This window comes from Oceanobacillus profundus (genome assembly GCF_003515705.1).
GTDB lineage: Bacteria > Bacillota > Bacilli > Bacillales > Amphibacillaceae > Oceanobacillus > Oceanobacillus profundus.
The window spans coordinates 299,356-312,877 of record NZ_QWEH01000003.1 but is presented as its reverse complement, the minus strand read 5'-3'; the positions used below and the strand labels follow the sequence as shown (position 1 = coordinate 312,877).

At 36.3% G+C, this 13,522-nt stretch carries 16 protein-coding genes; 9 read left to right on the top strand and 7 right to left on the bottom strand.

Going from position 1 to position 13,522, the window contains the following annotated elements; translation table 11 throughout:
• Positions 1-125: 125 nt before the first annotated feature.
• The gene (locus D1B32_RS07130) at positions 126-287 is read left to right on the top strand and encodes an FbpB family small basic protein (RefSeq protein ID WP_095308415.1); all 162 of its coding nucleotides are present in this window, start codon (positions 126-128) and stop codon (positions 285-287) included.
• A gap of 329 nt (positions 288-616) precedes the next feature.
• Here the strand turns inward: D1B32_RS07130 and D1B32_RS07125 are convergent, their stop codons facing one another.
• Positions 617-1,528, bottom strand: a complete 912-nt coding sequence (locus D1B32_RS07125; RefSeq protein ID WP_118888990.1) for a DMT family transporter — start codon at positions 1,526-1,528, stop codon at positions 617-619.
• A gap of 130 nt (positions 1,529-1,658) precedes the next feature.
• On the opposite strand from D1B32_RS07125, the gene D1B32_RS07120 reads away from it, so the two are divergent.
• The gene (locus D1B32_RS07120) at positions 1,659-1,982 is read left to right on the top strand and encodes a hypothetical protein (protein WP_118888989.1); all 324 of its coding nucleotides are present in this window, start codon (positions 1,659-1,661) and stop codon (positions 1,980-1,982) included.
• Positions 1,983-2,158: 176 nt separating this feature from the next.
• Here D1B32_RS07120 and D1B32_RS07115 read toward each other — a convergent pair whose 3' ends face one another.
• The 6 genes from D1B32_RS07115 to D1B32_RS24230 all read right to left on the bottom strand — a co-directional run bounded on the left by D1B32_RS07115 (position 2,159) and on the right by D1B32_RS24230 (position 5,778).
• Positions 2,159-2,359: a hypothetical protein gene (locus D1B32_RS07115; protein WP_095308419.1), complete on the bottom strand. Its 201-nt coding sequence runs from the start codon at positions 2,357-2,359 to the stop codon at positions 2,159-2,161.
• A gap of 67 nt (positions 2,360-2,426) precedes the next feature.
• Entirely contained in the window at positions 2,427-2,900 is a 474-nt protein-coding gene (locus tag D1B32_RS07110; RefSeq protein ID WP_118888988.1) for a YkyB family protein, read from the bottom strand.
• Positions 2,901-3,095: 195 nt separating this feature from the next.
• A complete protein-coding gene (locus D1B32_RS07105; RefSeq protein ID WP_095308422.1) occupies positions 3,096-3,665 on the bottom strand; it encodes an SCO family protein in 570 nt (189 codons plus the stop codon).
• Between the two features lie 293 nt (positions 3,666-3,958).
• Complete coding sequence (locus D1B32_RS07100) at positions 3,959-4,816, bottom strand: metallophosphoesterase (RefSeq protein ID WP_095308423.1); 858 nt, start codon at positions 4,814-4,816, stop codon at positions 3,959-3,961.
• 523 nt (positions 4,817-5,339) lie between these two features.
• On the bottom strand, positions 5,340-5,567 hold the full coding sequence (locus D1B32_RS24670; protein WP_251659084.1) for a cation transporter dimerization domain-containing protein: 228 nt from the start codon (positions 5,565-5,567) through the stop codon (positions 5,340-5,342).
• A 91-nt stretch (positions 5,568-5,658) separates the two neighbouring features.
• Positions 5,659-5,778 carry a cation efflux transmembrane domain-containing protein gene (locus D1B32_RS24230; RefSeq protein ID WP_240033750.1) on the bottom strand — a complete coding sequence of 40 codons (120 nt, stop codon included), beginning with the start codon at positions 5,776-5,778 and terminating at the stop codon, positions 5,659-5,661.
• A gap of 351 nt (positions 5,779-6,129) precedes the next feature.
• Here D1B32_RS24230 and cbpB point away from each other — a divergent pair, with 351 nt between their 5' ends.
• The 7 genes from cbpB to D1B32_RS07060 all read left to right on the top strand — a co-directional run bounded on the left by cbpB (position 6,130) and on the right by D1B32_RS07060 (position 13,482).
• A complete protein-coding gene (gene cbpB, locus D1B32_RS07090; protein WP_095308425.1) occupies positions 6,130-6,579 on the top strand; it encodes a cyclic-di-AMP-binding protein CbpB in 450 nt (149 codons plus the stop codon).
• A 130-nt stretch (positions 6,580-6,709) separates the two neighbouring features.
• On the top strand, positions 6,710-7,426 hold the full coding sequence (dapD, locus tag D1B32_RS07085) for a 2,3,4,5-tetrahydropyridine-2,6-dicarboxylate N-acetyltransferase (RefSeq protein ID WP_118888987.1): 717 nt from the start codon (positions 6,710-6,712) through the stop codon (positions 7,424-7,426).
• A gap of 13 nt (positions 7,427-7,439) precedes the next feature.
• On the top strand, positions 7,440-8,561 hold the full coding sequence (locus D1B32_RS07080) for an N-acetyldiaminopimelate deacetylase (protein ID WP_118889014.1): 1,122 nt from the start codon (positions 7,440-7,442) through the stop codon (positions 8,559-8,561).
• A 66-nt stretch (positions 8,562-8,627) separates the two neighbouring features.
• Positions 8,628-8,870, top strand: coding sequence for a YkuS family protein (locus tag D1B32_RS07075; RefSeq protein ID WP_118888986.1), 243 nt, complete (start codon positions 8,628-8,630; stop codon positions 8,868-8,870).
• Between the two features lie 326 nt (positions 8,871-9,196).
• On the top strand, positions 9,197-9,643 hold the full coding sequence (locus tag D1B32_RS07070; RefSeq protein ID WP_118888985.1) for a TlpA family protein disulfide reductase: 447 nt from the start codon (positions 9,197-9,199) through the stop codon (positions 9,641-9,643).
• Positions 9,644-9,890: 247 nt separating this feature from the next.
• Complete coding sequence (locus tag D1B32_RS07065; RefSeq protein WP_118888984.1) at positions 9,891-11,639, top strand: ABC transporter ATP-binding protein; 1,749 nt, start codon at positions 9,891-9,893, stop codon at positions 11,637-11,639.
• A 16-nt stretch (positions 11,640-11,655) separates the two neighbouring features.
• Entirely contained in the window at positions 11,656-13,482 is a 1,827-nt protein-coding gene (locus D1B32_RS07060) for an ABC transporter ATP-binding protein (RefSeq protein WP_118888983.1), read from the top strand.
• Positions 13,483-13,522 lie beyond the last annotated feature (40 nt).

Here is a 13,522-nt window from a genome sequence, read left to right as displayed (position 1 = left end):
ATAATATAATATGACAAAATTTTGAAGAAGTGTGACAATTTTTTAATAAAATGTTCAAATAATTTCGATTTATAACGATTAATTTGAGGTATAATATAGTTAGAACATTATAAGGAGTGTAACAGATGAGACCTAGAGCATTAAATTTTGAACAACTAGTTAAGCAAAATAAGCAAGATCTATTAAATGACGAAGAGAGAATTACACAAATAGAGATGCGTTTAGAGAAAAGGCAAGAAGCAAATGTAAAAGCTCTCCGAAATAAGGATCTTGAAATGAATCGTTAAGGAGTTACATAGAGCAGGATGTGAAAACATTCCTGCTTTTGTGTATATATGAGGATGTTCAAAAAAGTCCGAGAAAAATGACACGGCGAGAGCAGAAGACATTCAACTAAGACCGACATGTATAAAATGTCAAAGTCACCACAATCTGTGTAAACTCGTTGTTTTGTTTTTCCATTCATCACATGTTAAAGGATGCAATGAACTTTTGTAAAAACGTCTATATCATGTAGAAGCCCGGTACTCAAAACTTCTTGAATTTTTGGTTCCTTTTATCCTCTTTTTTGAAAAGGTACTATATGATATTTTGAATAAAATTATTTCACTAACCGTTAAAGGATAGATTTGCTCTTTTGTTTATAGACTCGTTTGTTTCTCCCGTAGAGCTGGACGATCAGCACAGCTCCAATAATACAGCCCATACCTAGCATTTGTACAAATGTAAAGGTCTCTAGAAAAATAAATATACCAATTAGTGTTGCTACAACTGGTTCGATAGTTGATAAGATAGAAGCTTTTGAGGCTTCTGTATACTGTAAGCCATACGTATAGAGTATGTATGCCAATGCAGTTGGCAAAATGCCGAGCCCTATTGCATAGAATAAAGCTGTTGCATCGAGCAGCAATGAGAACTTTTCCTGATATGGAAAAAAGGGTAGAAGTGTCACTGCAGCAACAATAAATGTAAATGACGTTACTTGTAAACTGGAATACTTTTGTAAGGAATATTTGCTGAAAATACTGTATAGTGCATATCCCAAACCAGAACCAAGACCAAATAATATACTTGCGAAGTCAAGGTTATTCAAATTTCCTGGTGATAAGCCAACCACTAAACACGTTCCCAATAAAGTCATAAAAAGGGCAATAAATTTGATGCGTGTGAAAGGCTCTTTAAATAAGAAAAAGGAAATAATTGTTACAAAAGTTGGTCCAGTATATAACAGTGCTGTAGCTATCGGTATAGTAGACAATTCAATGGCAGTAAACATACAGTAATTAAAAAATATTATACTGCATACTCCAGTCCCGATGAAATATTTAACGTCGCTATAATGCTTTAACTTCAGATTGCTCGGTGAAAGGCTAAGCATGTATATAATTAATATAATAGCTGAAGACCATACTCGTAAAGTAACAACTTCCATTGGAGTGAAACCAAAAGCGTAAAGATGTTTCACAAACCAGCCAATTGTTCCCCAGAGTGCAGCACCCAAAATAATAAATAATATAGGTTTATTCAATCCATATTCCCTCCTTGTTCTCATCGTATTTATCTTAGAGTATAGCAAAAGAATGAAACGAATAAAGTATATGAAATAAAAACATTGGAAAGAATGGTTAAATAAACAGTTTCGGAGGGATGGGAGCGGATTGAAGCACATTGAACTAATGTCATTTATCCATATTGGTAATGTTGGTTTTGATGCGAATTATGTTTATTTATTTTGTGGCCTTGTAAGTATACTGATTCTATATTTTTGTGTGAAATCACTTATTATATGGGTAGTTCAAATGAAATTTGATAGACTTCTTATCTACACTATCAGTAGCTTATTTATCATAGCTATCGTTTCTGGAATAGACTTAATAGTCGGGAATGAGATGGAAGTGGCAAAAATTGCACTTCAAAGCATATCCTTATTTGGATTCCTCTTATCAATCGCGATATTGATTAAGCATTTTATTATAAATTAACATAGATAAGTTTAAATCCAACTAAATAGAAAAAGGTGAACAAAAGTGCAAGCGGTCTGATTGATGATATATCAATTTGAACGTGGCTGTTTAGTAAACGGTACGTAGAGAAACACCCTATATAATTTCCATAAAAAAAGCACATGCAGTTTAGACTGCAATGTGCTTTAACCATTTTATTCTCGTAATCGATGGATTGCTTCCAGCCACTCATATACGGGCTGGAAATATTCGTTAGGTGCTTTTAACCTTGGTGGGGCTACATTCATTACTAACTCTTTCTCTGTTTCGGAGAGCTTCTCAAACGCGTCCTTCAAGGTGTGTGTTTGATCCGCGTAGCGTTGCAATTCATAAACAAAATTTTGAAGCTCTTGCATGGTAAACTCCTCCTTTGATTGTGTGATACCCTTAAGTCAATAAGGAATAAACATACAGGAGTTGGAGTTACGAATTACGACGTGAACTAGTTGGAGGCCATTCCATTTTTCCTAGTGCGGAAGGAGTATAGTAGGATGAAGTGTAACGTTTTTGCCTATGCTGCTCTTTCTTTTCCGGTTTCCAATCAATAAATCGGTAGACAATCCGTTTCGCTTGAGATAATGACATCTTTGATTGGGGGTTCCGATAGTTTTGGTCAAGGGAACCAAGATGTTTTAGCTGTTTGAAGTCTTCCTTTGATGGAGGTACATGGAAAAAATAATCATCTACTTTCACAAGTAATGTTGAATGTTGATTACTGCGCTTTGGATGATCTGAAAAATGTAGACCTATTTTTTCAGCTCTATTTTCGTCCAATAATTTATTGATTGTTGCTTTTTTAATTTGATATAAATGCTTTGGTTCAGGTGCTGTTTTTGCATGGCGATTAATAGCGAAAAGCGCTTGAGCCAAGTCTTGCAGTGGTATGTCCTGCTTCATTATTTTTCTCCTTTCCATCGTTCAATCCTAAACCTATCGTACCCCAAAGCTTGTCCGGTGGCAAATAAATATTATTTTTTATATTTGGGTGAGATGCATTATTCACTTAGCTGCATAGCCAACAATTTCCTGTGGGAAAATTAAAAAAAGAAGAGTGGCAGGTCTACTTCCGCTCTTCAGATTTTGAAACGTAAACTATTGAACTTTCTTTAAATCATTAACAATTAAATCTATTTCATTTGATTCTGTACCGCTATAGTATTTGATTACTTCGCCTTCAGGACTTACAAGGAAAAATCGGGTTCCGTGATATACTTGATCAGATCCTTCAGGGGGAGCTTCTACAAGGTTTCGAAAAGAATTGACAGAAAGTTCTTTGATTGTATTGAAATCATATCCAGTAAGAAAGTACCAATTAGTGAAATCCGCATCATAGCTCTTACCATATGCCTTCAGCACATCAGGTGAATCAAAATCAGGATCAACGCTAAACGACACAAGCTTCGCATCAATTCCTTCATCTTCAAGTTTTGTTTGTAATGCAGCCATGTTTGCGGTCATTGGCAGGCATACTGTTGTGCAATTTGTAAAAATGAAATCAGCAATCCACCATTCACCTTTTAGATTCTCAAGGCTTAATGTTTCATTGTCTTGGGTTGTAAACTCAAAGTCTGTAACCATTTCGGAGATGTTTGAATCGATTGCATATCCTCCGCAAGCTGATAAAAGGATACTAAGTCCTAAAAGTATAAATAAATGCTTCATTAGAATCTCCTTTCCAAATCTAATCTATAATTGAAAGACCTTTTTTAAGATAACCCTTGCAATATTTAAAGTAAGTATAACATTGCCTGTTAAATTCGCTGCACATTCCGATGAATTCTTTATGACAATTTCAGGCATTATGGAATGTCACTCACACATCCATGGATGACGAAAAGAAGTACGTAAAGATGGGGGGCATTCCATAAAATTCTACTTCTGCTCAAAAACCAGGCGGTCATACCACTATATATTCAGCAGGGATATTAGGAACTTTCTTGAATGAAGTTCTTAGATTATATGTGCTGATTTTGAAGTGTGTAAACATGCAATTCCGGCTTGCAAAGGAAGCGATATGGTAATCTTGTTGTTCCAATTCCACTGTTTACGAATAGTTTAAATTTATCGTCGTTTAAGTAATATTTACCTTGAACATATTTTTCTGCAAGCAAGGGTGTATATAAATCTCCAATAAACGGAAATCGCACCTGACCACCGTGACTATGGCCAGAGAGTTGGACATCAATAGGGAATTCGGCTGCAGTATCCGCGTAATCAGGTTCATGTGCAAGCAGTAGAGTGAAAAGGTTGGGATTTGCTTCATTTAAAGCTTCAGTTAAATCGGGATTTCCGAGCATGACATCATCGACACCTGCAAGCGTGAAATGGGAGTTATCCTTTGTAATAATAGCATGAGAGTTTTGGAGTAAATTGAAACCTGATTGTTCCATCACTTCATAAACAATATCCGTCCCGTAGCCGCCATGATCATGATTTCCATATATCCAATACTTGCCGTAGGTTGCTTGCATCGATAAAAGAATGTTGTTTAGCTCTTGTCCCCAATGATAATTATTAGGTTCGTCAACTAGGTCACCAGTAAAAACAATCAAATCGGGGTTTAGTGCATTTATTTTCCTCGCAAGTTCTTTAAGCTGATTTAATGAGTAATGAAATCCAATATGTGTATCCGAAAACTGAATTACTTTGAAATTATTAAAAATGGGATCTATTTTAGGGGAAGAAATGGTTTCTTCGGTAACTTTTAATAAGTGTGTTTCAATTTCTTTAGAATAATAGTAGGTGCCACCGCTAAGACCAATGAAAGTAAGCAAGCTTCCAATGGATCTTTTAATAAAAGTACGTCGATTCATCTTTGTCATACCTTTCTTGAATCATTAAACAGATGGTAAAATTATAGCACGAATGTATGGTAGTATAAATATAAAAGAATCTTTAGTACTAATATCGTTTCAATTCGACTAATTGACATTATTCAGCCATTTACTTATAATTAATTTGTATGGAATTTTCTAAAAATGAAAGACGCATCAACTGTTTTTGGGTTAATGCGTTTAACTATTAGCTTATTTTTCCTCAAAACTTGGCGGATGCTTTCCGGATATATCATGAGCATAAAATTTAATTGAATTGTTAATTGTACCGAAACGGCTACGACCACGAAGCGCTAAAGCGGCAGCGAGACTTCCTTCAACTCATGACAATCTGAAGAAGACTTGCCGGCTGGCTAAAACTCATAAATACACCAATTCCATGGGTAATTGCATTTACAATTTCTTCATTTTTACTGAATTTGTGTATTTTCATTAGCTACCCCTTTATTGTTAGGCATATATATAGTAGTAAACATCCGTTATTCCGTTATTTATTACACAGTCAAACATAGGAATCACAGCTATTGTGGAAATGAGAACCTTTCCCTTCAATCTGGATCGTACTGTGATTAATATTAAATTGTGTTTTAATTTTCTCATTAGCGGTTTGTAATATTTGATCACGATCAACGGTCTTATTGACAATAAGATGGCAGCTCATGGATGGAAATTCAGATGCAATGGACCAAACGTGGATATCATGAACATCTCCAACCCCGTCTAATTCCATTAAATTATTTTTAATGATTCAACATCAATACTAGCTGGTTTACCTTCCGATAAAATATGCAAAGACTGTCACGTCACCCATAAAACTACAATTAAATAGCTGCGAGAACACTTGCAATCGGTTCTGCAATATTCCATCCAAATAGTATAATCAGTAACCCAGCAGTAAGTGCTCCAACGGATCCGAGTAAATCACCAAGTACGTGAAGCAAAGCACTGCGAATATTTAAGTTTCCTTTGATTCACCACGCATCAGTAGCCAAGCGACAAAAATGTTAACGCTCGCTCAACCCGATAAATGCAACAATCATTATGCTTCCGCTCATGTGATGGTATTCCGAAATATTATACCTCCAATGTTGTATGTACTTGACTAACCTCATTGTATATGAACATATGTTCATGTTGTGAAATAAGTGCACAATTTTTGCAACTAAACTTGTTATAAGATGTATCCAAATTTTAGTTATGTTAATATAGATGTGGTGGCAAGTCCGAAATTACAGGCATTCGAAATGAAGTTACAAATAAATAGTATAGATTTATAAAGGGGCGTATGTTTTATGAGTATTATTCAAGATAAGGAATTTGCTAATATCTCGGTGGATGAATTACTAATTCCATCAGAGAAAGTTGCCCATGTACAATTAAATAATCCGTTAGAGCATGCATTGTTAGTATTGGTGAAATCTGGTTATTCTGCTGTTCCAGTGCTTGATGCATCGTATAAATTTGTTGGAATCATTGGAAAAACAGTTATCTTAAATCAAATATTAGGCATGGAACGATTTGAAATTGAAAAGCTTAGCGAAATGCGTGTTAAAGAAGTGATGAGTAGTGATATACCAACTCTTACAAGGGAACATACACTCTTAGACGGATTAAATGCAGTTATTGATCACGCCTTTGTCTGCTTAGTGGACCAAGACGGTTATTTCGATGGTATTTTAACGAGAAGAGCTATTTTAAAACAGCTGAAAAAAGATATCTATACGAGCTCGTATAAAAAATAAACTTTTTTCCCAGCACCTCAAAAGTTAGTTTCTATATCTAACTTTTGAGGTTTTTTTGTCTAAAATTATTGCGATGAGAAAACCACTCTGTTAAAGTATAAAATAGCTTTTTATCAGGAGGAGAAAAAACATGAACATGATGGATGCAAATGAAATAATCAGTTTTATCTCAAATAGTAAGAAAAGTACACCAGTTAAGGTTTACATCAAAGGAAATTTAAGTGACCTCGATATGGATGATTCAATTCAAGCATTTTTAGAGAATCAAACTGGAGTTTTATTCGGGGAATGGAGCAGCATTCAGATGTTCTTGGAACAGAATAAATCCTCAATTGCAGATTATGTCATTGAAAATGATCGCAGAAATTCAGCGATTCCATTATTAGATCTTAAAGGAATTAATGCGCGTATTGAACCGGGTGCAATTATACGTGACCAAGTTGATATTGGTGACGGTGTGGTTATTATGATGGGAGCTTCCATTAATATAGGAGCTGTTATTGGTGAGGGCACAATGATTGATATGAACGCTGTACTTGGTGGACGAGCTACTGTAGGCAAAAACTGTCATATCGGTGCTGGGACAGTACTTGCTGGAGTTATTGAACCCCCTTCAGCTAAACCAGTTATTGTGGAAGATGATGTTGTAATAGGAGCAAATGTTGTCGTATTAGAAGGAGTTTCAATTGGAAAGGGTGCTATCGTAGCTGCTGGAGCAATTGTAACAAAGGATGTTGCTCCATATATACTAGTCGGTGGTACTCCCGCTAAAGTATTAAAAGAAATTGATGAGCAAACGAAATCAAAAACAGAAATTAAACAGGAGCTTCGTAAACTAGATAATTAAGTAGGCGATGGTAATGAATTTACAGGAATTGCAAGAGATCAGAAGAGATCTGCATCAAATTCCAGAATTAGGTTTTCAAGAATTTAAAACACAGCAATATATATTGAAAAAAATCGAAGCAATGCACAATGAACGAGTTTTCGTTAAGACTTGGAAAACTGGAATACTTGTTAAAATAGCTGGTAATGCACCAAAGAAAATGATTGGTTTCCGTTGTGATATGGATGGTCTGCCAATTGTGGAGTCCACAGAGTTAGCATTCCAATCAACGCACACGGGAAAAATGCATGCTTGTGGTCACGATTTTCATATGACAATTGCACTTGGTGCAATGAAGCGCATTATCGATCAAAAAATCGACGACGATGTAGTGTTTATTTTTCAGCCGGCAGAGGAGGGGCCAGGAGGAGCGTTGCCAATGCTTCAATCTGTTGAGTTCCAGCAATGGAAGCCAGATGTTATCTTTGCATTACATATTGCTCCAGACCTTCCAGTTGGAACAGTGTCAACAAAATCCGGACTTCTTTTTGCTAATACAAGTGAATTGTTTATAGATTTTAAAGGCCTTGGTGGACATGCTGCATATCCACATCTGGCAAAAGACATGACAGTAGCTGCTAGCAATTTTGTAATCCAAATACAGCAAATTATTTCACGAGGATTAGATCCACTGGATCCTGCGGTTATTACGGTTGGGAAAATGGAAAGTGGCTTTGTTCAGAATGCGGTGGCGGAAACAGCGAGACTTGAAGGAACAATTCGAACATTAAATCCAAAATCACTTCTTATTATTAAGGAAAAGCTTGAAAAACTGAAACGAGGATTTGAAATTAGTTATGATTGTGAAATAACAATTGATTATGGAGCAAACTATTATCAAGTCTATAATGAAAAGAAGTATGTCGATGAATTTTATGAAACGATGAAACGAATTGGTATAACGTATCACGAGGCTGCTGAAGCGATGACTGGCGAGGATTTTGGAGATATGTTAAAAGTGATTCCAGGTTTTATGTTCTGGCTTGGGGTTAACTCTCCATATGGACTGCATCATGCAAAACTTAGCCCTGACGAAGCTGCATTAGAAGTTGGAGTGAAGGCAGTCGTACATACGGTTCAAACTCTCTCGAATTAATTGGTATATTGTTTACAACTTTGTAGATACTACAATTGTAAATGGATGCTTTAGGAGGGATTACGTATGGCAAGAATTGCTGTAGAAGAGAACTTAACCGATATTAAAACGGCATTAATGGAAATGGGACATGAAATTATTGACCTACGTACAGAAAGAGATGCGGCACATTGTGATTGCTGTGTAATTTCTGGTCAGGACAAAGATGTCATGGGTATGCAAACGACAAGTATAGCTGGACCAGTCATTAACGCGCAAGGTCAGACTTCTGAAGATGTTTGTCAAGCGGTCAATGAAAAGTTGAGCTAATAAATAAACGACTAATGATGTGAGTAATTAAGTGCGACAATCAACTATCATCTGGAAGGTGATAGTTGATTGTCGCTTTTTTATGTGAATGGCACAGTCGATTTATACTTATCATATATAAATTAAAGAGCTATAAAAAAGATTTTCAAACATATTTGTGCTTTTTCGGAAAGTCTGAAACTTTCCTATTTGCACAGTACAATTAAGGCATCCGTATAGGAGGTTTGTACGCTGAATTATAAAAGTTTCTAAGGAAGCAAAGAACACTTGCATAAGAAAGTCCTTTACCGTATGCCGATTTTTCTAAATTTAAGGAGGTTTCTCGATTGAGATTAAGAGATCATATGCCTGAATTAGGGGAGAGTATGTGGATTAATAGTAGTGGTGTAAGGAGGGAGGACATAATTGGTGAGATACCAACACTGATATATTTTTGGTCGATAAGCTGCGGATCTTGTAAAAAATCGATCCCTTCCATAAATCAAATCCGTGATGAGTTAAAAGGGAAGTTAAACGTAATAAGTGTCCATACACCACTTTCAGAGTCCGATAATGACCTTTCAAAAATAAGATCAGCAGTAGTGGAGAAGAATATTACAGATCCAGTGCTTGTGGATATGGATGAACGTCTATCAGATTCGTTTAATTTTCGTTATGTTCCTGCTTATTATGTGTTTGATAAAGCTGGAATGCTTCGGCACGCACAATCTGGATCGGGAGGAATTGCACTACTGCACAGAAGGTTGGAAAGAGTGTTAAAGGAGAATAGCTGATTCAGAGAAAAGTACACCTTGACAATTGCTCTGGTGTGCTTTTTCTTTTGGTGAAAAAAGTGAAATACTTCTATTGTAATAAGTCAACTAAGACATTCACTTAAAAGCTTTTCGAACGGTACGTTTTCTTGGAATAGAAAGCATAATAAAAATTTTAAAAATATTTAACAAAAAATGTAGCAATTTATTTCGGAAACCGTTATATTAGTAAATACGGTAAAACAACTTAGAGGGGAGTGGAAATATTATGGAGACATTTAAAAAACTGAAACGCTTTTATTGGCCATACAAGAAATACTTTTTCTGGTCTTTATTCTTTTTAATTTTTGTAACAGCTATCACTGTTGTTTATCCAATAATTTTGCAAATTACGATCGATGAAGTTGTTAGACAATCAAGATATGAATTAATACCAGTGATTGGCATTTCTTTTCTTGGCTTAATGATAGTAAAAGGGGTTTCTATATTTTTCTTTCAGTACTTAGGAGACCTTTTCGGAATGACATCGGTTTATAAACTAAGAGAAGCTTTATATGATAAGCTTCAACGATTAGCATTTAAATATTATGACAATGCTAAAACAGGTGACATTATGTCGAGATTAACGGCTGATGTGGAAGGATTTCGCTTCTTTCTTTCTGTGGGATTTGCAGAGCTTATTCGTGTTGTGTTGCTTATTCTGATTAGTTTGGGCATTATGTTCTATTACTCTGTTCCACTCGCGCTCGTCACGATGGCTGCTATTCCTTTTCTTGCTATCGTTGTATTTAAGTTTGATAAACGGGTACATCCGGCATTTCGAGAAATCAGAAAATCCTTTGGCAGGCTTAACACCCGTGTGCAGGAAAACATTAGTGGAATGAATACAGTTAAATCCTTATCAAGAGAGGACTTTGAGATTGGAAGGTTTTCAACGAATAATGATAACTATCGGCAAAACTATTTGAAAACCTCTTCGCTTTGGGCAAAGTATTTTCCCTTTATGGAATTCATCGGTAATGTTTGTGTCGTAGCATTATTGGCGTACGGTGGATATCTGGTGATGCAAGGAAGTTTAATGTTGGGTGAGCTCGTTGCGTTTTTTAGTTTAGTATGGTATATTCTCGGACCATTAATGAATCTAGGTTTTATCGTGAATCAGTTTTCACAGGCGAAAGCTTCCGGTGAAAGGCTTATTGAGATCCTGGATGCAAATGAAGATATTGTTGAAAAAGAAAATGCGGTTGTTGAGCCACTCAAAGGTCATGTTACGTTTCATGACGTTACATTAAATTACATTGAAGGTGATGATGCTGCCCTTTCTCATATCAGCTTCGATGCACCGCCTGGAAAGGTAATTGGACTAATTGGTGCAACTGGGTCCGGTAAAACAAGTATAACACAGCTTATTACTCGTTTTTATGAGCCGCAGCATGGTGAGGTATTAGTTGATGGAAGACCTGTAGCAGACTATAAATTGAAAAACCTCAGGAAACATATTGGTTTCGTATTACAAGAACCGTTTTTATTCTCTACCTCGATTCGCGAAAATATTGCATATGGAAATCCAGATGTAACAGGGGAGCAAATCATAGATGCTGCTAAACGTGCGCAGGCACATGATTTTATAATGGAAATGCCAGATGGCTATGAAACAATGCTTGGTGAACGAGGCATGGGGTTATCTGGTGGGCAAAAACAACGGATAGCAATTGCCAGAGCGATTTGTATCAATCCAAGTATTCTAGTTTTAGATGATGCCACATCCGCAGTAGATATGGAAACAGAATTTAAAATTCAGCAAGCATTGAGAGAGGTAATGAAAGGGCGAACAACGTTTATTATTGCTCACCGCATTTCTTCTTTAAAATATGCAGATGAAATTATAGTGTTGGAAGATGGTAAAGTTGTGGAGCGTGGTACACATGAATTTCTTGTGAAGAATCATGGTCCATATGAACGTATTTATAATATCCAATATCAGGACAGGGAAGAGATCATGAATGCTGTTCATTAACAGGGGGTGACGTTTTATGGGAAACACTCAAACAAAGAGAGAAAGCCGGCACTTAAAACGGTTTTATTATACCGTCGATCAGACAATTGAAAAACCATTTAACTGGCAGCAGATGGGAAGGTTACTGCAATTTTTAAAACCATATGCGAAAACCTACCTTCCCGCAGCAATCATCGCAATGCTTATTTCAACGATAATTAGGCTTGCGATACCTATTCTGATTGGGAAAGTAGCTATTGACATCGCACTTGAAGAAAATAATGTGTCTTTACTAATCCAGCTTGTTGTTGGTATAGCTATCATGTACTTGATTAGTTATGTAGCGAATACGCTGCGGATTAAATGGGTGAATATTCTTGGTCAAAATGTGATTTACGATCTAAGACACACATTATTTTCGCATGTACAGCGATTATCACATCGATTTTTTGATAGCCGATCAGCTGGATCTATTCTGGTTCGAATATTGAATGATATTAATTCCTTGCAAGAGTTGTTTACGAATGGAATTATCAATTTATTAATGGATGCTTTTATGTTGGTTGGAATCATTGTAATACTATTTGTACTAAGTCCTCCACTCGCATTTGCAGTAATTATTGTTATTCCATTAATGTTTTTTATCTCAACGAGGCTGCGAAGAAAGATTCGTCGTTCGTGGCAAGAAGTACGTCAGCATCAATCACGTATGAATTCGCATTTAAATGAAGGGCTACAGGGAATGCGAATTACACAATCATTCTCTCAGGAAAAAGAAAATGCAGAATTTTTTGATGGGGTAAATAAAGGCTATTTCAACAGTTTTAAAGATGCGGCGAAAAAAAGTGCAATGTTTCGACCGCTAGTAGAGATCTGTGATGCTATCGGAACGATTATATTAATCGCGTTTGGATCATATTTAATTTTGAGTGAGGTTATCGAGATTGGTACATTCGTTTCTTTCGCATTTTTCCTTGGAATGTTCTGGGAGCCTATTTCAAGGCTTGGTCAAATGTATAACCAGTTATTAATGGCGATGGCATCATCCGAGCGTATTTTTGAATTCTTAGATGAACAGCCCAACGTAGAAGAGAAACAAGATGCCTACGCCTTAAAAAAGATGAAAGGTCAAATTGAATTTGACCGTGTTGGTTTTTCTTATAATGAAGAACGAATAGCCTTGCATGAAATTTCACTAGAGATGAAGGCGGGGCAAACAGTTGCGCTGGTCGGCCATACAGGAAGCGGAAAATCAACAATAGCAAATTTGATTAGTCGATTTTATGATCCGACAACAGGTGCTGTTAAAGTTGATGGACATGATTTAAGAGAAGTAAAGCTAGATAGTTTAAGGCAGAAGATTAGTGTTGTATTACAGGATACTTTTATTTTTTCTGGAACGATTATGGAAAATATTCGCTTTGGGCGTCCAGCGGCATCGGATGAGGAGGTCATAGAAGCTGCAAAAGTTGTCGGTGCTGATGATTTTATACAGCGGCTCGCTTATGGCTACCAAACAGAGGTAGAAGAGCGCGGGAATATTCTTTCTGCAGGTGAAAGGCAGCTACTTTCCTTTGCGAGGGCATTACTGGCTGACCCAACTATTATTATTCTTGATGAAGCAACAGCTAGTATTGACACTGAATCCGAAGTGAAAATTCAACAAGCATTACGAAAGCTGCTAAAAGGAAGAACTTCGATAATTATTGCTCATCGCTTATCAACGATTCGAGAGGCAGACAATATTTTTGTATTGGAGCAAGGTCGAATATTAGAGCAGGGGAGCCACCAGGAATTAATGGATAAACAGGGAAAGTATTTTGAACTTGTGAAGTCACAATTTACCATGCTTGATGCTATATAAAACAGATTTAGGAGCAACTTTCAACATGAAAGTTGCTCCT

Bases quoted from the DNA above. Each gene is read 5' to 3' on its own strand.
- D1B32_RS07100 (WP_095308423.1), bottom strand. From the start codon at position 4,816: ATGAATCGACGTACTTTTATTAAAAGATCCATTGGAAGCTTGCTTACT.
- D1B32_RS07080 (WP_118889014.1), top strand. From the start codon at position 7,440: ATGAATTTACAGGAATTGCAAGAGATCAGAAGAGATCTGCATCAAATT.
- D1B32_RS07110 (WP_118888988.1), bottom strand. From the start codon at position 2,900: ATGAAGCAGGACATACCACTGCAAGACTTGGCTCAAGCGCTTTTCGCT.
- D1B32_RS07105 (WP_095308422.1), bottom strand. From the start codon at position 3,665: ATGAAGCATTTATTTATACTTTTAGGACTTAGTATCCTTTTATCAGCT.
- dapD (WP_118888987.1), top strand. From the start codon at position 6,710: ATGAACATGATGGATGCAAATGAAATAATCAGTTTTATCTCAAATAGT.
- D1B32_RS07075 (WP_118888986.1), top strand. From the start codon at position 8,628: ATGGCAAGAATTGCTGTAGAAGAGAACTTAACCGATATTAAAACGGCA.
- D1B32_RS07130 (WP_095308415.1), top strand. From the start codon at position 126: ATGAGACCTAGAGCATTAAATTTTGAACAACTAGTTAAGCAAAATAAG.
- cbpB (WP_095308425.1), top strand. From the start codon at position 6,130: ATGAGTATTATTCAAGATAAGGAATTTGCTAATATCTCGGTGGATGAA.
- D1B32_RS24670 (WP_251659084.1), bottom strand. From the start codon at position 5,567: ATGGAATTAGACGGGGTTGGAGATGTTCATGATATCCACGTTTGGTCC.
- D1B32_RS07060 (WP_118888983.1), top strand. From the start codon at position 11,656: ATGGGAAACACTCAAACAAAGAGAGAAAGCCGGCACTTAAAACGGTTT.
- D1B32_RS07115 (WP_095308419.1), bottom strand. From the start codon at position 2,359: ATGCAAGAGCTTCAAAATTTTGTTTATGAATTGCAACGCTACGCGGAT.
- D1B32_RS07065 (WP_118888984.1), top strand. From the start codon at position 9,891: ATGGAGACATTTAAAAAACTGAAACGCTTTTATTGGCCATACAAGAAA.